Consider the following 20,315-nt stretch of genomic DNA (forward strand, 5'->3'; position numbering starts at 1 on the left):
CATGGGGATGTCTGCTGCAGGCGCAAGTGGCTCGGGGCGAGGCGGACGCGGCCATAGGCGGCGCGGCCGTCACCATGCCCTGATGTCCGAAATCAACGTCACGCCGATGGTCGACGTGATGCTGGTGCTGTTGATCATCTTCATGGTCGCGGCGCCGCTGCTCACCGTCGGGGTTCCGATCGACCTGCCGGACACGCAGGCCAAGGCGATGAATGTCGACACGCAGCCGATCACCGTCTCGATCGACTCGACGGGCAAGATTTTCCTGCAGGAGACCGAGATCCCGATCGAGGAGCTGGTAGCCAAGCTGCAGGCGATCTCGAAGACCGGTTACGACGAACGCATCTTCATCCGCGGCGACAAGTCGACCGATTACGGCACGGCAATGAAGGTGATGGCCCGCATTTCGGCGGCCGGCTACAAGAATATCGGCCTGGTCTCGCTGCAGGAACAGGATCAGTAGACGCCAAATGCGGACCGGCCTCACCTCATCGGTGATCTTGCATACGGTGGCGCTGGCCTTCGGGCTGTTCACGCTGTCGTCGCCACCTGCCATGCCCGCGGCCGACGTGGAGTCGGTGGCGGTCGACATTGTGCCTATGGAAGCCGTGCCGCAGACGCTGCAGGGTGACAAGAAGTCGGTGATGCATGAAAAACCGGCGCCGCTGCCGACCAAGCGGCCGGACGTCGTGCCCAATGCACAGAAGGTCGGCGAGAACACCGTCGATACCGACAAGCCGGTGACGGACGAAGCCAAGCCGAAGCCGGTCGAGAAGACGGCGGCGCCGCCGCCCGCGCCGACGCCGACCGAGAAGCCGGCGGTCGAGGACGTGCCGAAGCCGCAGGAAAAGCCGAAGCCGACCCCGGCGACGGAAGTTGCGCCGACGCCGACGCCGAAGGAAGAGGTCAAGCCCGAGCCGGTCAAGCAGACGGAGCCCAAGCCGGCGCCGGCCAAGCAGCCGACACCGACGCCGCCGAAGGACACGACCGCCGCTATTTCGAAGGACGAGGTGAAGCCCGACGCCGTCGCCGAGGCGATCGCCCAGCAGCAACCCACCGACGAGGCCAAGCTTCCGGACTCCGCGCCTGCGCCGGAAGCGCGGCCGAAGCCGCAGCCGGCCCAGGCCGAAAGCGCCAAGGCGCCGGACCGCAAGGACGCCGACAAGCCGGTGAAGGAAGCGTCTTCCAAGCCGAAGTCGGACGACAAGCAGTTCAATGCCGATGAGATTTCCGCCCTGCTGGACAAGCAGAAGCCGTCCGGCGGCGGCGCGAAGCGCTCGACGCAGCAGGCTTCGCTGGGCGGCGAAAAGGACCAGGGCCAGAAGCTGTCGAAGTCGGAGGAAGGGGCCCTGCGCGATCAGCTTGCGGGTTGCTGGACCTTCCCGGCGGGCATGGAAGCCTCGGACGATCTCATCGCCGTGATCTCGTTCAATCTCGACGCCTCAGGCAAGCTGGACGGCCGGCCTGTCGTCGAGAAATCGAGCGGAAACCGCCAGGTCGACGAAAGCGCGGTGCGCGCTATCCAGAAATGCAACATGGCCGGCCTGCAGGTTCCTCCCGGAAAACAGGACATCTGGGCGCAGATCAAGGTCACTTTCGATCCGAGGGAAATGCTTGGCCTCTGAGGCCTGCCCTCCGCACAATCAGCGAAGAGAAGCGAGAAGATATGAAATTCACCCTCAAGCCGCTCCTGATGGTCGCGACAATTGCACTGGGTTCTATCGTTGGCGCGGCCGCGCCGGCATGGGCTCTCGTCGAGATCAACGTCAACAAGGGCAATGTCGAACCGCTACCGATCGCCATCACGGATTTTCAGTCGAATGATGCGCTGGGCGCGCAGATCACCGAGATCGTCACCGCCGACCTGAAGCGCTCCGGCCTGTTCGCGCCGATCGACAAGAGCGCGTTCATCGAAAAGATTTCCGGTCCGGACGCCACGCCGCGCTTCGACGACTGGAAGGTGATCAACGCGCAGGCGCTGGTCACCGGCAGCGTCGGCAAGGAAGCCGACGGCCGCATCCGCGCCCAGTACCGGTTGTGGGATACGTTTGCGGGCCAGCAGATGGCGGGCGAGCAGTTCTTCGCCAACGACGCCAACACCAGGCGCGTCGCCCATATCATCGCCGACGCCATCTATGAGCGGATCACCGGCGAAAAGGGCTATTTCGACACGCGCGTGGTCTTCGTCGACGAGTCCGGCGCCAAGAACGCCCGCAAGAAGCGGCTCGCCATCATGGACCAGGACGGCGCCAATATACGCTACCTGTCGGACGGCCGCGCGATCGTTCTGACGCCGCGTTTTTCGCCGAACCGGCAGGAAATCACCTACATGTCCTATGAAAGCGGGCAGCCGAAAGTGTATCTGCTGCAGATCGAGACCGGACAGCGCGAGCTGGTGGGCAACTTCCCCGGCATGACCTTCGCACCGCGCTTCTCGCCCGACGGCCAGAAGGTGATCATGAGCCTGCTGCGCGACGACGGCAACTCCAACATCTTCGCCATGGATCTGAGGAGCCGCTCGACGACGCGGCTCACCGATTCGACCGCGATCGACACTTCTCCCTCCTATTCGCCGGACGGCTCGCAGATCGTCTTCACCTCCGACCGCGGCGGCGGCAGCGGCCGTTCGCAGATCTACGTCATGGGCGCGGACGGCTCCAATCCGCACCGCATATCCTTCGGCGACGGCGTCTATTCGACCCCCGTCTGGTCGCCGCGCGGCGACCTCATCGCCTTCACCAAGCAGAGCGGCGGCGAGTTCCAGATCGGCGTCATGAAGACCGACGGCTCGGGCGAGCGCATCCTGTCCTCCGGCTTCCAGCAGGAGGGTCCGACCTGGGCGCCGAACGGCCGCGTGCTGATGTTCTTCCGCGACTCCGCCGGCGGCCCCAAGCTGGTCTCGGTCGATCTCACCGGCCGCAACGAGCAGCAGATTCCGACGGCGAACTATGCTTCGGACCCGGCTTGGTCGCCGTTGCTTGAGTGAGGGGCGGGGAACGGGGGAATTGAAGAATTGAAGAAATGAAGAAAGCGGGCGGCTCAAAATCCTGCTTTCCCCCTTGGTCGCGTTTTGGCCGCATTTCTGCCTAGGGTCCGCGCGCAGTCTTGCCCTTGGTAAATGCGTGGGACGAGAAGAGCCGCGGGGGCGGCTCGAAACCAAAAATTAACCGTGTTTCTTGAATGCCGGTTAACCCAAACGTGGTTACTGGGTGATCAACGAAATCACTCATATGCGAAGGAGAGGCGGCATGGGCCGTATCGCAGCACTTACCAGAAACCCAGCGATGATCGCTCTCGTGATGGCGCTCGCCATTACCGGTTGCGCCTCGAAGAAGACCCCGAACAGCGCGGCTGACCTCGGCCTCAACGGTGCCGGCGCCGCGACGCCCGGTTCGGCGCAGGACTTCACCGTCAACATCGGCGACCGCATCTTCTTCGACACCGATTCCTCGTCGATCCGCGCCGACGCGCAGACCACGCTGGCCCGCCAGGCGCAATGGCTGAACCAATATCGCCAGTATGCGATCGTCATCGAAGGCCATGCCGACGAGCGCGGCACGCGTGAGTACAATCTGGCACTGGGCGCCCGCCGCGCCGCCGCCACCCGCGATTTCCTGGTCTCCAAGGGCGTCTCCGCCGGCCGCCTGAAGACGATCTCTTACGGCAAGGAGCGTCCGGTCGCGGTCTGCGACGACATCTCCTGCTGGTCGCAGAACCGCCGCGCCGTCACCACGCTTTCCGGCGCCGGCTCCTGACGCATGGTACCGAAGATCGGGGTCGATTTTCGGTAACGGCGCTCGGCGTCCCAGGCGACAAAAATACAACATTCAAAAAATGAAAGGCGGCCTCAGGGCCGCCTTTTTCCTTTGCAAGAAACCGAAACAAAATTTGGCCGAAGTCTCGCGTCCTGCTATGAGCGCGAGGGCGCTTCCTCCCTTGTTTGATTTGGAAAGGCGCATCAGGCCAACACCCACCGCGAGAGACAGAATGCACTTCAGAACGGTCCTGAGCGGCACGCTTGCGCTGCTGCTCGTATCATGCCTCCCAAGCCTTGCCGCGCCGGCCGACAGCGCCGGGCCGGCGCCCGACAGCGGGTTCACCTTCCATCTGCCTACGCTCGGCATCTTCGGCGAAAAGAAGAAGCCGGAACAGGCGCAGGTCGCGCAACAGGAGGGCGGCGCCGGCGTGACTGGTCTGGAAGACCAACTGCGCCAGCTGAACGGCAAGATCGAGGAGATGAATTTCCAGATCCTGCAGATGCAGGAACAGATCCGCAAGCAGCAGGAAGACAATGAGTTCCGTTTCCAGCAGCTCGAGGGCCAAGGAGGCGCCAAGCCGGCCGGGCAGAAGAAATCGGAAGCCGCGCCCCAGGACAACAATAACGGCAACACCAATCTCGGCGATGCCGGCACCGGTCAATCCGGCACCGGCGACGCCGGAGCCGACAATAGCGTCGCCCAGGCCCCGGCGACGCAGGCGCCGGCCGGCACCGGCGCGCAAAACGGCGGCAAAAGCGTTGGCGACGTCATCGTGGAATCGCAGACCGGCGATCCCGGCAAGCTGATCACCGGCGCGCCGCCGAAGAATTTCGGCACCATCACCGTCGACAAGAACGGCAACGTGGTCAATGCCGAGACCGGCCCGCAGGCCAGCGCGCCGGCGGAGGCTCCCGCGGCCACGGCAAACGCTCCTTCCGCCGAAACGCCGGCCAAGAAGAGCAAGTCCGGCGGCACCGAAGTGGCGGCACTGCCGTCGACCAACAATCCCGACGAGCTCTATCGCAATTCCTACCAATTCATCCTGTCGGGCGATTATCCGACCGCCGAGCAGGGTTTTCGCGACCATATTTCCCGCTTCCCCAAGGACGCCAAGGCGGCTGATGCGCATTACTGGCTAGGCGAGTCGCTGCTCGGGCAGCAGAAATACCGTGACGCGGCCGAAGTCTTCCTCGCCGCCAGCAAGGACTATCCGAAGGCGAAGAAGGCGCCCGACATGCTGCTCAAGCTCGGCGTTTCGCTGGTCGGCCTGAAGCAGAACGATGTGGCCTGCGCCACCTTCAGCGAAATCGGCAAACGCTATCCCGATGTTTCCGGCGCGCTCAAGGAACGCATCAAGCAGGAAAGGGCCCTGGCGTCGTGCTGACGCCCGACAGCAAACCTGACCTTTTGGACTGCCTTTTCTCCGACCTGGATCTTTCGACCGGCGCCATTGCTGCCGTGTCCGGCGGCAGCGACTCGACCGCCCTTCTCCTTCTCCTCAAAGATCACCTCGACCGGACGGCATCGGCCACCAGGCTGCTCGCGGTGACCGTCGATCATGGCCTGAGGCCGGACTCGGCCGCTGAGGCGCGGCTCGTTCAACGCTTCTGCGCCGAGCGCGGCATCGCGCATCGCATTCTTGCCTGGCGCGGCGACAAGCCCGCGACCGGTCTGGCGGCCGCCGCGCGCGAGGCGCGCTACCGGCTGCTTGCCGAAGCTGCCGGCGCCGAAGGCATCAAGCTGATCCTGACCGGCCACACTGCCGACGACCAGGCCGAGACGGTGCTGATGCGGCAGGCGCGCGACGATGAGGGCCGGGGCCTCGCCGGCATGGCGCCCGCCACGCTGTTCGACTGGCGGACATGGATCGTCCGGCCGCTACTTGGCACAAGGCGCGCGGCACTGCGCGAGATGCTGCGGGCTCGCGACATCGGCTGGATCGAGGATCCGACCAATGCCGATGCCCGCTTCGAGCGGCCGCGCGTGCGGGCGAAGCTCGCTCAGGGCGACGGCGAACAGCGTGTCGCGCAGGCGCTGGCACGGGCGGGCCAGGCGGCTCTCGAGCGCCGGGAAATCGGCCGCCGCGCCGCCATGCTCATCGACGCCTTTGCCGCCAGGCCGGTTCCGGGCCTCATCCGCCTCGATCGCAAGTTTGCCGGACATGAGGATGGCCAAGCCGCCATCCATGCGCTGCGCATCCTGTTGGCCACCATCGGCGGCGTCTCGTTTCTTGCCGACGAGACGCGCTGCGCTGCGCTGCATTCGCGCCTGCGGTCCGCTCCGTTTCGCGCCACATTGTCGCGGACGGTTATCGACGCGCGACGAACCGGCATTTTCCTTCGGCGCGAGAACCGCGACCTGCCTGCAGCCGCGCCACCGCAGCACAACCGGCTCTGGGACAATCGGCGGCGCATCACTTTGAAAGACGGGCCTGGCGACTTGGTGATCGCGCCGTTGGGGGCGGCCGCCGCCGGGAAAGCGCCCTTGACCGAGGATATCCCGCCGAGCCTTTCGCGCGCCGCGCTTGCCGCCGAGCCCGCGCTGTGGTCCGCCGGCGAATGCCTTGGTTTTGCGGGCGGCAATGCCGGCTCGCGATCGGTCTCGATCGCTCCGGCGGTGGCTCCTTTCGCGCGCTTCCTGCCGTCCTTCGACATCGAGCCCGCCGCCGCCGCGGCGGCCCTGGTCGGCGCGCCGCCGTTGCCGGCACCGCCATTCCGCCGCCATGATGATGGTTGAGGGTGGGCGAAAGCTTAACCGATACGTGCTGTTCTGCTTGGCAAGGGGGGGCGCTCTCCCTATGTTAGGCCCAAGCTAATCCATCATCGCGGGTCCGCGCGCGGACGCCAACGGGACAATAGATGAATCCGAATTATCGCAACCTCGCGCTCTGGGCGATCATAGCGGTCCTGCTCATAGCCCTGTTCAATCTTTTCCAAACGCCGCAGACGCGCGGCGCCACCACGGATATCGCCTATTCGCAGTTCCTGCAGGACGTCGCGTCGGGCCGGGTCAAAAGCGTGACCATCGCCGGCGCCCGCATCTTCGGCAACTACACGGACAACGCCAACGGCTTCCAGACCTATTCGCCCGGCGACCCGTCGCTGGTCTCCAGGCTGCAGGACAAGAACGTCACCATCACCGCCAAGCCCGAGACCGACGGCTCCAATTCGCTGTTCGGCTATCTGATCTCGTGGTTGCCGATGATCCTGATCCTCGGCGTGTGGATATTCTTCATGCGCCAGATGCAATCGGGCTCCGGGCGCGCCATGGGCTTCGGCAAGTCGAAGGCCAAGCTTTTGACCGAGGCGCATGGCCGCGTCACCTTCCAGGACGTCGCCGGCGTCGACGAGGCCAAGGAAGATCTCGAAGAAATCGTCGAGTTCCTGCGCGATCCGCAGAAGTTCCAGCGCCTCGGCGGCAAGATCCCGCGCGGCGTGCTCCTGGTCGGCCCGCCCGGCACCGGCAAGACGCTGCTCGCCCGCTCGGTCGCCGGTGAAGCCAACGTGCCGTTCTTCACCATTTCCGGCTCGGATTTCGTCGAGATGTTCGTCGGCGTAGGCGCAAGCCGCGTGCGCGACATGTTCGACCAGGCCAAGAAGAACGCGCCCTGCATCATCTTCATCGACGAAATCGATGCGGTCGGCCGCCATCGCGGCGCCGGGCTCGGCGGCGGCAATGACGAACGCGAGCAGACGCTGAACCAGCTGCTGGTCGAGATGGACGGTTTCGAGTCCAACGAGAGCATCATCCTCATCGCCGCCACCAACCGGCCCGACGTGCTCGACCCGGCGCTGCTGAGGCCCGGCCGTTTCGACCGCCAGGTCGTGGTGCCGAACCCCGATATCGTCGGCCGCGAGAAGATCCTCAAGGTGCATGTGCGCAACGTGCCGCTGGCGCCCAATGTCGACCTCAAGGTGGTTGCGCGCGGCACCCCGGGCTTTTCCGGCGCCGATCTGATGAACCTCGTCAACGAATCCGCGCTGATGGCGGCGCGCCGCAACAAGCGGCTCGTCACCATGGCCGAGTTCGAGGACGCCAAGGACAAGATCATGATGGGCGCCGAGCGCCGCTCGTCGGCGATGACGCAGGCCGAGAAGGAGCTGACCGCCTATCACGAGGCCGGGCACGCGATCCTGGCGCTCAACGTGCCGTCGGCCGATCCGCTGCACAAGGCAACCATCATCCCGCGCGGCCGCGCGCTCGGCATGGTCATGCAGTTGCCGGAAGGCGACCGCTATTCGATGAGCTACAAGTACATGATCTCGCGGCTTGCGATCATGATGGGCGGCCGCGTCGCCGAAGAGTTCAAGTTCGGCAAGGAGAACATCACGTCGGGCGCCTCCTCCGATATCGAGCAGGCGACCAAGCTGGCGCGCGCCATGGTCACGCGCTGGGGCTTCTCCGACAAGCTCGGCCACGTCGCCTATGGCGACAACCAGGAAGAGGTCTTCCTCGGCCATTCGGTGGCGCGCACCCAGAACATCTCGGAAGAGACGGCGCAGATCATCGACGCCGAGGTGCGGCGCCTGATCGACGACGCCTATTCGACCGCCAAGACCATCCTGACCAAGAAGAAGAAGGAGTGGATCGCGCTCGCCGAAGGACTGCTCGAATACGAGACGCTGTCCGGCGACGAGATCAAGCAGCTGATCGCGGGCAACAAGCCCGCCCGCGACCTCGGCGACGACACCCCGCCCAGCCGCGGCTCGGCCGTGCCGAAGGCCGGCACCGGCGGCCGCCGCAAGAAGGGCCCCGAGCCCGAAGGCGGCATGGAGCCGCAGCCGTCAAGCTGAGGTGGTGCGCGAAAGACTGATCGAGAAACGCCGCGGCTTGCTCCGCGGCGTTTTTGTTTGCATTGGAGACGAGGCAAGGCTTCCCTCGTCCTGGCGCGTAGATATCGCCCAACAGCAGATCCCAGATACTGCCGAGGATGATGGCTCAACGTCTGCGGGAAAAACGGTGAACCGCTTTATCCGCCATATTTGATTTTTATGATTCAGCTTTCAGCCGCGCATTGCAGAGGCTGTAGTAACCGCCGCCTTTCTGGATCCAGCGAAGGCCGTTCAACGTACCCGCTTCCTTGTTGTTGTGGTAACCCTGCAGGCAGGTCTTCATCCGGGCCTTGGCGGGCTTTTCGGTCTTGAACTCGGCGGCGAGGGTGGTTGGGAATGTCACGCCCGCCGGCGCTACCGTGGGGACGACCGCCGCGCTGGTTTCCGTTTTCTGCTGCTCCGCGGATGTGACCGGATCCGCGCTGACGCTCTCCGCGGCGGACGTCGCGCATTTCTCCTTGCGGAAAGCGGCCCAGTCCATGCCGTTCAGAGTGCCGCCTTCCTTGGCCGCCCGATAGGTCTCGCTGCATTCCTTCATCGTCAGCGCGCTCGCGGGTGAGGCGTTCCAAGCGACCAATGCCGTCACAGCCAACGCCGCCAATTTCAAACTGAACATTGAGACCCTCCTGATTGATGATAAGTTGGACACCTTTTGTATACTGTTTGTTCCATATATGTTCAACTGGAATCTTTGCGAGCTCCCGACAAAACCTGGCGATGGGCAGTGTGGGCAAATCGACGATGCCGACAGTCCCGCCATATGCAGATGCGAGCAAGGCCGCGGGCGTTTTCGCCTGCAACAAAAGGCCCGCGCATCTTGCGACGCGCGGGCCTTTTCCCTTCGAATAATTAGGCGATCAGCTCTTCAGCTTGGCGTTGCACAGGCTGTAGAAGCCGCCGCCTTTCTGGATCCACTTCAGGCCGTTCAGCGTGTTGGCATCCTTGTTGGCATAGTACTGCTCGAGGCAGGTATGCATGCGGCCCTTGGCCGGGGTCTCGTTGGCGAATTTCGGCGAGATGGCGGCCGGGAAAGTGACGCCCTTCGGAGCCGTCACAGTCGGCTTGGCCGGTTCCTTCGTGAAAGTCGCCTCAGTCGGCGCAGGCACGGTGTCGTCATCGTCGGCACCTGCGCCGCATTCGGCCTTGCGGAAGTCGTTCCATTTCATGCCGTTCAGCTTGTTGGCGGTCTTCGCAGCCTGGTACTTGGTGCTGCACTCGGCCATGGTCAGGCCCTTGCCGCCATCGGCAGCGGCGGTCGAGGTCTTGGTCGTCGTGGCGGTTTTGGTGGCGGGGGCGGTGGCAGCCGCAGCGGTTGCGCCAGGGCCGCACTCGGCCTTGCGGAAGTCGTTCCACTTCATGCCGTTGAGCGTGCCGGCGGATTTTGCGGCCTGGTATTTGGTGCTGCACTCCTTGGAGCTCAGGCCCTTGGCCGCGTCGTCGGCAGCGGCGGCCGCCTTCGTCTTCTTGGCGGGCTTGGTGTCGGCGGCCTTCGTATCGGTCGCGGCCTTGGTGTCGGTCGCGGTGGCGTCGCTGCCGCACTGGGCCTTGCGGAACTGGTTCCAGGTCTGGCCGGCGAGCGTTCCCGCATCCTTGGCCGCGTTATACTTGGTGCTGCACTCGGCCATGGTCAGCGCGTTGGCCGGCGCCGCCAGGAACAGGGTTGCGACGGCGATACCCGTCAAAGCTGCAAGTCTATGAATAAGCATGGCGTTTTCTCCCTTGCTGCCGCCAATAAGTGTCCCTATGCCAAATCAATAGCTCTCAATGTCCGGTTGCGCCAGATGCTTCCGGCACAGGCGCTCTCACAAAGTGTGTTATTCGCGATAAGGTGATGAATTGCCTGCCGGTTCGCCGCCAGCCAGGCTTTGCCGGGAACAGGGCGCCGACAAGCCTCGCACCGGCAGGTATAGCGGTGCCACGTCAAAGGTGGTGACAGGCTGTCGAATCGCTTGCATCGCCCGCTACAATGTTTTTCTAAGAATTGGTAATATACAATCACGAAATTTGATGATCGGATGCGGCCCAATCTGTGGCAAAACGGGCGGCTGAAAAACCGACGGGGACTTGAGACACATGGCAGGTCAGTATTTCGGCACCGACGGTATCCGCGGACGCGCCAATAAATTTCCGATGACGGCCGAGGTCGCCATGCGCGTCGGCATGGCCGCCGGGCTCTCCTTCCAGCGCGGCAATCATCGACACCGTGTCGTGCTCGGCAAGGACACGCGGCTTTCCGGCTACATGATCGAGAACGCCATGGTGGCGGGCCTGTGCGCCGCCGGGATGGACGTGTTCCTGCTCGGCCCAATACCGACGCCCGCCGTCGCCATGCTGGTGCGCTCGCTGCGCGCCGACATCGGCGTGATGATCTCGGCCTCGCACAATCCTTACTACGACAACGGCATCAAGCTGTTCGGTCCCGACGGCTACAAGCTTTCCGACGAGATCGAGGAACGCATCGAAGGCATGCTCGACAAGGACATCGAGCTGGCGCTCGCCGATTCCGACGGGCTCGGCCGCGCCAAGCGCGTCGACGGCGTGCATGACCGCTATATCGAATTCGCCAAGCGCACGCTGCCGCGCTCAATGTCGCTTTCTGGGCTGAGGATCGTCGTCGACTGCGCCAACGGCGCGTCCTACAAGGTGGCGCCCGAGGCGCTGTGGGAGCTCGGCGCCGAGGTGGTGGCGATCAATGTCGAGCCGAACGGCTTCAACATCAACAAGGAGTGCGGCTCGACCCATCCGGCCGGCCTGCAGAAGAAGGTGCACGAGGTGCGCGCCGATATCGGCATCGCGCTCGACGGCGATGCCGACCGGGTGGTGATCGTCGACGAGAACGGCACCATCGTCGACGGCGACCAGATCATGGCCTTGATCGCCGAGTCCTGGCACCAGAGCGGGCGGTTGGCCGGCGGCGGCGTCGTCTCCACCGTAATGTCCAATCTCGGGCTGGAACGCTTTCTTGGCGACATGAAGCTGCAGCTGCACCGCACCAAGGTCGGCGACCGCTATGTGGTCGAGCACATGCGCGCGCATGGCTTGAATGTCGGCGGCGAGCAGTCCGGCCATATCGTGCTGTCCGATTTCTCGACCACCGGCGACGGCCTGGTCTCGGCGCTGCAGGTGCTGGCCTGCATCAAGCGGCAGAACCGGCCGGTCAGCGAATTGTCGAAGAAGTTTGAGCCGGTGCCGCAGCTTCTGAAGAATGTCCGCATCTCCGGCGGCAAGCCGCTGGAGGAAGCTCCGGTCAAGGCGGCCATCGAGGATGCGCGCAACCGGCTTGGCAAAGCCGGCCGCCTGGTGATCCGTCCCTCCGGCACCGAGCCGCTCATCCGGGTCATGGCCGAGGGCGATGATCCGCAGCTGGTCGAAGCGGTCGTCAACGATATCGTCGGCATCCTGCAGGACACCCGCAGCGCCGCCTGAACGCCGTCCCGCAGTTCCTCTAAATCCGCAAGCCCGCCGCCAGGCGGGCTTTTGGTCGCCGGGCGGGCCGATCGGACAACGACCTACCCTCTAAAATTGTATAGATTCGTGGTTAATCGGTACGGTTAAACGGCTTTTAACCTTTGCAATTCATTATCCAAACCCGAGGTCAATCATCTTCGGGCGGGAGTCGTCCCGAGGCTTCTTAGGGGTGACAGAATGTTCAAGACAGCAAGAATGGCATTGCTTGCCGCGCTGTTCGCGGGGATAGCCGGGCCGGCTCTCGCCGCCGATCTCGCGGAACCGCTTCCCGTCGAGCCGGCACCGCCGCCCATCGCCGAAGTGCAACCCGTCGATGTAGGCGGTTGGTACATCCGCGGCGACATCGACTATCACTGGTCGCGCTTCGGCGGCGGCGATTACATCACTTATGGTGCCGCACCTCAGACCCAAGGCAGCTTCGCCAGCGGTTCTCTCAAGGGTGCGTTATCTGCCGGCGCCGGCGTCGGCTACCAGGTGAACCAGTATTTCCGCACCGATCTCACGGCCGACTGGATGGGCAAATCGAACTTCCGCGGCTCAACCGACGGCTTCTGCGCCGGCGGGGTGCCTTGTACTTCTGTCGACACTTCCTCCTACTCGGCCCTGCTGCTGTTGGCCAATGCCTATATCGACATCGGCACATGGCATGGGGTTACACCTTACGTCGGCGCCGGCATCGGCGGCGCCTGGGTCAAGTGGGACACGCTTCACAACAGCGATCTCGACGGAGACTTCTTTCATCGCGGCGGCAAGGGCTGGCGCTTCGCCTATGCCCTTATGGCCGGCGCCTCCTACTGTCTGACCGATCGCGTCAAGCTGGACGTCGGCTACCGCTACAGCCACATCAATGGCGGCAAGATGTTCGAATACGCTTCGGACAGCAATGTCGGCCCTGGCTACGACCGTGGCATCAACGTGCATGAGGTACGCGGCGGTCTCCGCTACCAGTTCGGCGGCCAGTCCGATTGCGCCCCGCCGCCGGAGCCCTACGTGCCGGAACCGGAACCGATCTACACCAAGTAATCGCCTTCATTATCCCGAAATTCGTCAGCCGCCCGGCGCCCGCCGGGCGGCTTTCGCTTTCGCGTCATCCGTAAAATCCCATCGAAATCAATTCGATAACCGGCCGTTATCCTTAACCGCCACTTAACCACTATGGTTAACAATGGCTCCTTGAAACGGCGCTCGCGTTCGCGGCTGGCGCCAATTTCAGGAGCCGGGGACCATGATATCAAGATCGCGTATCGCGTCAGCGCTTGCCGCAATCATCCTGTTGCCGATGACGCCGGCGCTTGCGGCCGATTACGATCCGCCGATCTATGTCGATCAGGCGCCGGACTATCAGCCGGTCGAGATCGGCTCGGGCTGGTACCTGCGCGGCGATGTCTCGTATCTGGCGAACAAGAGCTTCAAGAACGGGGATTTCACCTTCCCGTCGACGATCGCCAGCGAAAGTTTTAGCGAGAGCGAGGACGCGTATTTCGCGAGCATCGGCTTCGGATATCATTTCAACGATTACCTTCGCGCCGACATCAACCTCGGCTACCTGCCCGGCAACAAAGCCAGCTTCAGCTATGACGACACAGCAACCGTGGTGGCACCGGCAACGGCGACCGTGGGAGATGGAAACCTCAAGAACTATGCCTTCTCAGGCATATTGAACGGCTATGTCGATCTTGGCACATATGTCGGCATCACGCCCTATATCGGCGCGGGTATTGGTATCGTTCAAAGCAAATACAGTCTTTCGGCGGATTATTTCACCGACAACGGGGATGCAAGCGACGACTTCTCTCGGCGCAGCAGCAAAACAAAATATTCCTTGGCCTACACATTGAACGCCGGCCTTGCCTACCAGGTCTCGAAGAATGTTCTGATCGACCTTGGCTATCAGTATTTCTCCGCGCCCGAGGCCGAATATGTCACGGCCGCAAGCCTGAATTCCTTCCCTGTCCACAAGGGCATCAGCAATCATCAGATCAAGCTTGGGCTGCGTTACGATCTCTGGTGAGCCACGCAGGCTGAGAGGTTTCGACGGCGGGTCCTAAGGGCCCGCCGTTCTCCTTTCGGATCGAGCGCGAGTTGGAGCGAATATCCCGTCCGCGACAAAAACTTTGCTCTTGACGCCGAAGCTCTGAGCGCATATCGCCGTCCGTGGGCCACCCCTCCCCAACGAGGGGCCACTATCTGGAAGGATAGACCACGATGACGACGCTTACCAAGCCCGGACTCCGTCCGGCAAACCCCAATTTCTCTTCAGGTCCCTGCGCAAAACGCCCCGGCTGGTCGGTCGAGGCGCTGAAAGCCGCCGCGCTCGGGCGCTCGCACCGCGCCAAGATCGGCAAGGCGAAGCTCGAGCAGGCTATCGAGCTAACGCGCGAAATCCTCAAGGTTCCCACAGATTATCGCATCGGCATCGTGCCGGCGTCGGACACGGGCGCGGTCGAGATGGCGCTCTGGTCGCTGCTAGGCGAGCGCGGCGTCGACATGGTCGCCTGGGAGAGCTTCGGCTCCGGCTGGGTGACGGATGTCGTCAAGCAGCTCAAGCTCGCCGACACGCGCAAGTTCGAGGCCGGCTACGGCGAACTGCCCGACCTGACGCAGGTCGATTTCGACCGCGACGTCGTCTTCACCTGGAACGGCACGACCTCGGGCGTGCGCGTGCCGAATGGCGATTTCATTCCCGCGAGCCGCAAGGGCCTGACCATTTGCGACGCGACATCGGCCGCCTTCGCGCAAAGGCTCGATTTCGAGAAGCTCGATGTCGTCACCTTCTCCTGGCAGAAGGTGCTGGGCGGCGAGGGCGCGCATGGCATGCTGATCCTGTCGCCCCGCGCCGTCGAGCGGCTGGAGACCTACAAGCCGGCCTGGCCGCTGCCGAAGATCTTCCGCCTGACCTCGGGCGGCAAGCTGATCGAGGGCATCTTCAAGGGCGAGACCATCAACACGCCGTCGATGCTGTGCGTGGAGGATTATCTCGATGCGCTCCGCTGGGCGAAGTCGATCGGCGGCCTGGAAGCGTTGATCGCCCGCGCGGACGCGAATGCCGCGGTGCTCGACCGGTTCGCTGAGAAGTCGACGTGGCTCGGCCATCTCGCCGTCGACCCGGCAACGCGCTCGAACACGTCCGTCTGCCTCTCCTTCACCGATCCTGACGTGGCGGCGCTCGACGCCGACGGCCAGGCGGCTTTCGCTAAGGGGATCGTGTCCGCGCTCGACAAGGAAGGCGTCGCCTACGACATCGGCTCCTACCGCGATGCCCCGCCCGGCCTGCGCATCTGGTGCGGCGCGACCGTCGAGACCGCCGATCTCGAAGCGCTGCTGCCCTGGCTCGACTGGGCCTTCGCCACGCAGAAAGCGTCGCTCAAGGCAGCGGCCTGAGTTTCATGGCGGCCCGCGGGCCGCCATTTCCCGACACTTCCATTCCCACGTCAAGGAGGCCGCAATGGCGCCCCGCGTTCTCGTTTCGGATAAACTTTCCACCACCGCCGTGCAGATCTTCAAGGATCGCGGCATCGACGTCGACTATCTGCCCGATCTCGGCAAGGACAAGGAAAAGCTCGCCGAGGTGATCGGCCAGTATGACGGCCTCGCCATCCGCTCGGCGACCAAGGTCACCGAGAAGCTGATCAATGCGGCAACCAGGCTCAAGGTCGTCGGCCGCGCCGGTATCGGCGTCGACAATGTCGACATCCCGGCCGCCAGCCGCAGGGGCATCATCGTGATGAACACTCCCTTCGGCAATTCGATCACCACGGCCGAGCATGCGGTGGCGATGATCTTCGCGCTGGCGCGGCAGATACCGGAAGCTAATGCCTCGACCCATTCCGGCAAGTGGGAAAAGAACCGCTTCATGGGTGTCGAGATCACCAGCAAGACGCTGGGCGTGATCGGCTGCGGCAATATCGGCTCGATCGTCGCCACGCGCGGCGTCGGGCTGAAGATGCATGTGATCGCTTTCGATCCGTTCCTGTCCGACAGCCGCGCCGAGGAGCTCGGCGTCCAGAAAGTCGAGCTCGACGAGCTCTTCGCCCGCGCCGACTTTATCACGCTGCACACGCCGCTGACCGACAAGACGCGCAACATCATCGACGCGGCGGCGATCGCCAAGATGAAGGACGGCGTGCGCATCATCAATTGCGCCCGCGGCGGATTGGTCGTCGAGGCGGACCTGGTCGCGGCGCTGAAGAGCGGCAAGGTGGCCGGGGCCGGCATCGACGTGTTCGAGGTCGAGCCGGCCGAGAACAACCCGCTGTTCGGCATGGAGAATGTCGTGGCAACGCCGCATCTCGGCGCCTCTACCACCGAGGCGCAGGAGAATGTCGCGCTGCAGGTTGCAGAGCAGATGAGCGACTACCTGATCAAGGGCGCGGTCTCCAACGCCATCAACATGCCTTCGATCACAGCCGAGGAGGCGCCGCGGCTGAAACCCTTCGTCAAGCTTGCCGAAGTGCTCGGCGCCTTTGTCGGCCAGGTCACCGAGGATCCGATCAAGGAGGTCGAGATCCTGTTCGACGGCTCGACCGCGACGATGAACACGCGCGCGCTGGTGAGCGCTGCCCTTGCCGGACTCATCCGGCCGCAGGTCTCCGACGTCAACATGGTGTCGGCGCCGATCATGGTGAAGGAGCGCGGCATCATCGTCGCCGAGGTCAAGCGCGACAAGTCGGGCGTGTTCGACGGCTATATCAAGCTCACCGTCAAGACCGAGCATATGACGCGCTCGATCGCCGGCACCTGCTTCTCCGACCACAAGCCGCGCTTCATCCAGATCAAGGGCATCAATCTCGATGCCGAGGTCGGCCAGCACATGCTCTACACCACCAATGCCGACGCGCCCGGCATCATCGGCCTGCTTGGCACCGTGTGCGGCGAGAACGGCGTCAACATCGCCAACTTCCAGCTCGGCCGCAACCGACCGGGCGGCGATGCGATCGCGCTGCTTTATCTCGATGCGCCCTTCCCGGAAAGTGTGCTGGAGCAGGTACGCGCGCACAAGTCGATCGACTCGGCGAAGCGGCTGCGCTTCGACGTCGGCGGCGAGTAACGTCCGGACGTGAAAACGCCCCGCTTGCACCAGCAGGCGGGGCATTCATGAGGTGGCTGTCACCCGATGGCCGCTTGCCGGGAAGTTGAGATATTCACCCCGTCTGCAGCGCTGCTCGGCTGCCGCTGTACTCGGCAAGCGCAATGCCGCCGAGGACAAGCGCCAGCGCGAAGGCCTGATACGCCTGAAACTGCTCGCCGACGATCAGCACCGAAAGCAACGTGCCGAAGATAGGCACCAGATTGATGAACAGGCCGGCGCGGTTGGCGCCGATCAATTCGTTGCCCTTGATGTAGAGGACCTGCGAAACGACCGAAGCGCCAAGCGCCGTGTAGAGCGTGAGCGCCCAGCCACGGGCGTCCGGCACGATGACGCGGCCAGACGCGACCTCCCAGACGAAGAAGGGCAGGGAAACCAGCAGCGCGGCAATCGACAGCGCCAGCATGAAACTTTGCCAGCGGATTGCCGGCCTGAGGCGCAGTCCCACCGAATAGAGGCTGTAGCAAAGCACCGCCACAAGCATGATGGCGTCGCCAAAATTGAGCTCGAGCTTCAGCAACTGGCCGAGGTCGCCATGACTTGCCGTCAGCGCGACGCCGGCGATGGTGAGCACGACGCCGACGATCTGCAGAGGCTGCACGCGCAGCCTGAACAGCACGAAATTGGCAAGAATGATGACGATCGGGATGGCTGCCTGCTCGATCGAGACATTGATGGCGGTCGTGTAGTTGAGCGCCGTATAGAAGATGACGTTGAAGATGGTGAAGCCGCAAGCGCCGAGCCCGGCAAGCAGCCTCCAGTGCCTGCGCACTTCGGGCCAATCCTCACGCAGCGTCCGCCAGCCGATGGGCAGCAGGATCAGCACCGCCATCACCCAGCGCAGGAACACCAGCGTCATCGGCGAGACATGGCCGACGGCAAGCTTGCCCGCCACCGAATTGCCGCCCCACAAGAGCATGGTCGACAGAAGGAACAGATAGGCGGCTCGGTGCATGAAGATTCCGGCCCTGCGGGTGCTCGAGGGTTCGGCCCGGCCTAGAGTGGCGGCGGCTCCAAGTAAATGATGCGAAAGCCGGAATTTGTTGTGCCTGGACCAGGTTGACGTCTCGGCGTTGGCGTCATTTTGATCCAAGTCCTTGAGGGGCGTGGTCACTTGCGGAAGCCGGTTCCCGCTTTTTGGGTTCGCCGGCCTTCGGTTCGGGTCATGCTCCAACGATGGTTTCGGCGGCAAAGAAAGGGTCGCGCCAGCCTCCGCTTGACGCTATAGAGGCCTGTCGTTTCAGGCCGCCCGCGCGGCATTTCAAGGGAAAAGAACATGGCCAATGTGGTGGTCGTCGGCTCGCAATGGGGTGACGAAGGCAAGGGCAAGATCGTCGACTGGCTGTCGGAACGGGCCGATGTGGTCGTGCGCTTCCAGGGCGGCCACAATGCCGGCCACACGCTGGTCGTCGACGGCAAGGTCTACAAGCTGTCGCTGCTGCCCTCCGGCGTGGTCAGACAGGGCAAGCTTTCGATCATCGGCAACGGCGTGGTGTTCGATCCGCATGCCTTCGTCGCCGAAGCCAAGAAGCTCAAGGAGCAGGGCGTGGAGGTCACGCCGGAACGCCTGAAAATAGCCGAAAACACCGCGCTTATCCTGTCCCTGCACCGGGAGCTGGACGGATTGCGCGAAGACGCAGCCTCGAATTCAGGAACCAAGATTGGCACGACACGACGCGGCATCGGCCCCGCCTATGAGGACAAGGTGGGCCGGCGCGCGGTGCGGGTGATGGATTTGGCGGATCTGGAAACGCTGCCCTTGAAGGTCGACAGGCTGCTGACGCATCACAATGCGCTGCGCCGCGGGCTCGGTCATGCGGAAGCGACGCATGAGGCGATCATGCAGGAACTGACCTCGGTGGCCGCCGAGATCCTGCCTTACATGGACCGCGTCTGGAAGGTGCTCGACGACAGGCGCCGCGCCGGCGAACGCATCCTGTTCGAGGGCGCGCAGGGCACGCTGCTCGACATCGACCACGGCACCTATCCCTTCGTCACCTCGTCCAACACCGTGGCCGGGCAGGCCGCAGCCGGTTCGGGCGTGGGCCCCGGCGTCATCGGCTATGTGCTCGGCATCACCAAGGCCTATACGACGCGCGTCGGCGAAGGGCCGTTCCCGACCGAGCAGAAGAACGAGATCGGCGAGTTCCTCGGCACGCGCGGCCACGAGTTCGGTGTCGTCACCGGCCGCAAGCGCCGCTGCGGCTGGTTCGACGCCGTGCTGGTGCGCCAGGCGGTCGCTGTCAACGGCATCAAGGGCATCGCTCTTACCAAGCTCGACGTGCTCGACGGGCTCGACGAGATCAAGGTCTGCACGGGCTATCGCCTCGACGGCGAGACGATCGATTACCTGCCGGCCAGCCAGGGCGCGCAAGCGCGGGTCGAGCCCGTCTACGAGACGCTCGAAGGCTGGAAGGGAACCACGGCCGGCGCCAGAAGCTGGAACGATTTGCCGGCGCAAGCCGTCAAATATGTCCGCCATATCGAGGAGCTGATCGGTGCCCCCGTGGCGTTGCTCTCCACCAGCCCCGAGCGGGACGACACAATACTTGTGACCGACCCATTTCAAGACTAGTTTCACAGCCCTTCCCGGCGCTATGGCTGATTTGCGGCCGGCGGGAAAAGAATGCAGGTCACCTGACGCATGGCAGATTTCGTTAGTGTTCTGAAAAAGCAGCTCGACAAGAAGGCCGACCCTTCGTTCGAGATGCGCAAGCAGATATACGACGGCGCCCGCGCCGTGCTGGCAAAGAAACTGGCCGAGTATTCCCCGCCGCTTGCGCCCGATGTCGTCAGCAAGCAGAAGCGCTCGCTGGAAGACGCCATTTCCAGTGTCGAGCGCGAGTATGTCAAACGCGTTCCGGCTGAGGATCCGCTGGCGGAGCTGGAGCATATTTTCTCCTCCATCGACCGCAACAAGAACCAGCCGAGCCATTCCCGCCAGCCGGCGGCGCCGGAACCCGCCAAGCCGGATCCGTTCAAGTCCGAGCCGTTCAGGCCGTCGCCCGCGCCCGCCAGGACCGAACCCAGCTGGCAAAGCGGGCCGAAGGCGGAACCCCCGCGCCAAGCCCCTGCGAAGGACGAGCCAGCCTGGCAGAACACGGCAAGGACCGAGCCGAACTGGCAGACCGCGCCAAAGGCGGAGCCAGCCTGGCAGAAGGCGCCGCCGCC

16 protein-coding genes and 1 pseudogene are annotated in these 20,315 nt (G+C 63.8%); 14 read left to right on the plus strand and 3 right to left on the minus strand.

Features of this window, described 5'->3' with window-relative positions; translation table 11 throughout:
* The first annotated feature begins 1 nt into the window (after nt 1).
* The 7 genes from tolR to ftsH all read left to right on the plus strand — a co-directional run bounded on the left by tolR (nt 2) and on the right by ftsH (nt 8,551).
* Complete coding sequence (tolR, locus tag LB525_RS26925; protein WP_411909045.1) at nt 2-463, plus strand: protein TolR; 462 nt, start codon at nt 2-4, stop codon at nt 461-463.
* Between the two features lie 7 nt (nt 464-470).
* Nucleotides 471-1,625 (plus strand): energy transducer TonB, encoded by a 1,155-nt coding sequence (locus LB525_RS26930; protein WP_140841668.1) that lies wholly within the window; start codon nt 471-473, stop codon nt 1,623-1,625.
* A gap of 68 nt (nt 1,626-1,693) precedes the next feature.
* Nucleotides 1,694-2,986, plus strand: coding sequence for a Tol-Pal system beta propeller repeat protein TolB (gene tolB / locus LB525_RS26935; RefSeq protein ID WP_224528395.1), 1,293 nt, complete (start codon nt 1,694-1,696; stop codon nt 2,984-2,986).
* Between the two features lie 262 nt (nt 2,987-3,248).
* Entirely contained in the window at nt 3,249-3,755 is a 507-nt protein-coding gene (gene pal / locus LB525_RS26940; protein WP_095767281.1) for a peptidoglycan-associated lipoprotein Pal, read from the plus strand.
* Between the two features lie 232 nt (nt 3,756-3,987).
* Nucleotides 3,988-5,142 carry a tol-pal system protein YbgF gene (gene ybgF, locus LB525_RS26945; RefSeq protein ID WP_224549284.1) on the plus strand — a complete coding sequence of 385 codons (1,155 nt, stop codon included), beginning with the start codon at nt 3,988-3,990 and terminating at the stop codon, nt 5,140-5,142.
* Entirely contained in the window at nt 5,136-6,494 is a 1,359-nt protein-coding gene (gene tilS / locus LB525_RS26950) for a tRNA lysidine(34) synthetase TilS (RefSeq protein ID WP_224549286.1), read from the plus strand. The genes ybgF and tilS overlap by 7 nt, the downstream gene beginning before the upstream one ends.
* A 122-nt stretch (nt 6,495-6,616) precedes the next feature.
* Nucleotides 6,617-8,551, plus strand: a complete 1,935-nt coding sequence (ftsH, locus tag LB525_RS26955) for an ATP-dependent zinc metalloprotease FtsH (RefSeq protein WP_095767284.1) — start codon at nt 6,617-6,619, stop codon at nt 8,549-8,551.
* 196 nt (nt 8,552-8,747) lie between these two features.
* Here ftsH and LB525_RS26960 read toward each other — a convergent pair whose 3' ends face one another.
* Nucleotides 8,748-9,206, minus strand: coding sequence for a hypothetical protein (locus tag LB525_RS26960; RefSeq protein WP_224528015.1), 459 nt, complete (start codon nt 9,204-9,206; stop codon nt 8,748-8,750).
* A 241-nt stretch (nt 9,207-9,447) separates the two neighbouring features.
* Complete coding sequence (locus LB525_RS26965; protein ID WP_224549289.1) at nt 9,448-10,296, minus strand: hypothetical protein; 849 nt, start codon at nt 10,294-10,296, stop codon at nt 9,448-9,450.
* Between the two features lie 367 nt (nt 10,297-10,663).
* Between LB525_RS26965 and glmM the strand changes: the two genes are divergently transcribed.
* The 5 genes from glmM (at nt 10,664) to serA (ending at nt 17,105) form a co-directional block, all read left to right on the plus strand.
* Nucleotides 10,664-12,016 carry a phosphoglucosamine mutase gene (glmM, locus tag LB525_RS26970; RefSeq protein ID WP_140841636.1) on the plus strand — a complete coding sequence of 451 codons (1,353 nt, stop codon included), beginning with the start codon at nt 10,664-10,666 and terminating at the stop codon, nt 12,014-12,016.
* 219 nt (nt 12,017-12,235) lie between these two features.
* Complete coding sequence (locus tag LB525_RS26975; RefSeq protein ID WP_224549290.1) at nt 12,236-13,081, plus strand: outer membrane protein; 846 nt, start codon at nt 12,236-12,238, stop codon at nt 13,079-13,081.
* Nucleotides 13,082-13,283: 202 nt separating this feature from the next.
* Nucleotides 13,284-14,069, plus strand: a complete 786-nt coding sequence (locus tag LB525_RS26980; RefSeq protein WP_095767289.1) for an outer membrane protein — start codon at nt 13,284-13,286, stop codon at nt 14,067-14,069.
* A 194-nt stretch (nt 14,070-14,263) separates the two neighbouring features.
* On the plus strand, nt 14,264-15,439 hold the full coding sequence (locus LB525_RS26985; RefSeq protein WP_224549292.1) for a phosphoserine transaminase: 1,176 nt from the start codon (nt 14,264-14,266) through the stop codon (nt 15,437-15,439).
* A gap of 64 nt (nt 15,440-15,503) precedes the next feature.
* Nucleotides 15,504-17,105: a phosphoglycerate dehydrogenase gene (gene serA / locus LB525_RS26990; RefSeq protein ID WP_224549294.1), complete on the plus strand. Its 1,602-nt coding sequence runs from the start codon at nt 15,504-15,506 to the stop codon at nt 17,103-17,105.
* Nucleotides 17,106-17,199: 94 nt separating this feature from the next.
* Here the strand turns inward: serA and LB525_RS26995 are convergent, their stop codons facing one another.
* The gene (locus LB525_RS26995; protein WP_224549297.1) at nt 17,200-18,099 is read right to left on the minus strand and encodes a DMT family transporter; all 900 of its coding nucleotides are present in this window, start codon (nt 18,097-18,099) and stop codon (nt 17,200-17,202) included.
* Between the two features lie 321 nt (nt 18,100-18,420).
* On the opposite strand from LB525_RS26995, the gene LB525_RS27000 reads away from it, so the two are divergent.
* Nucleotides 18,421-19,719 carry an adenylosuccinate synthase gene (locus LB525_RS27000; protein WP_224527997.1) on the plus strand — a complete coding sequence of 433 codons (1,299 nt, stop codon included), beginning with the start codon at nt 18,421-18,423 and terminating at the stop codon, nt 19,717-19,719.
* A gap of 69 nt (nt 19,720-19,788) precedes the next feature.
* A pseudogene (locus LB525_RS27005) lies at nt 19,789-20,315 on the plus strand (hypothetical protein); the annotation flags it as partial.

The organism is Mesorhizobium sp. CA16, assembly GCF_020165175.1.
Lineage (GTDB): Bacteria > Pseudomonadota > Alphaproteobacteria > Rhizobiales > Rhizobiaceae > Mesorhizobium.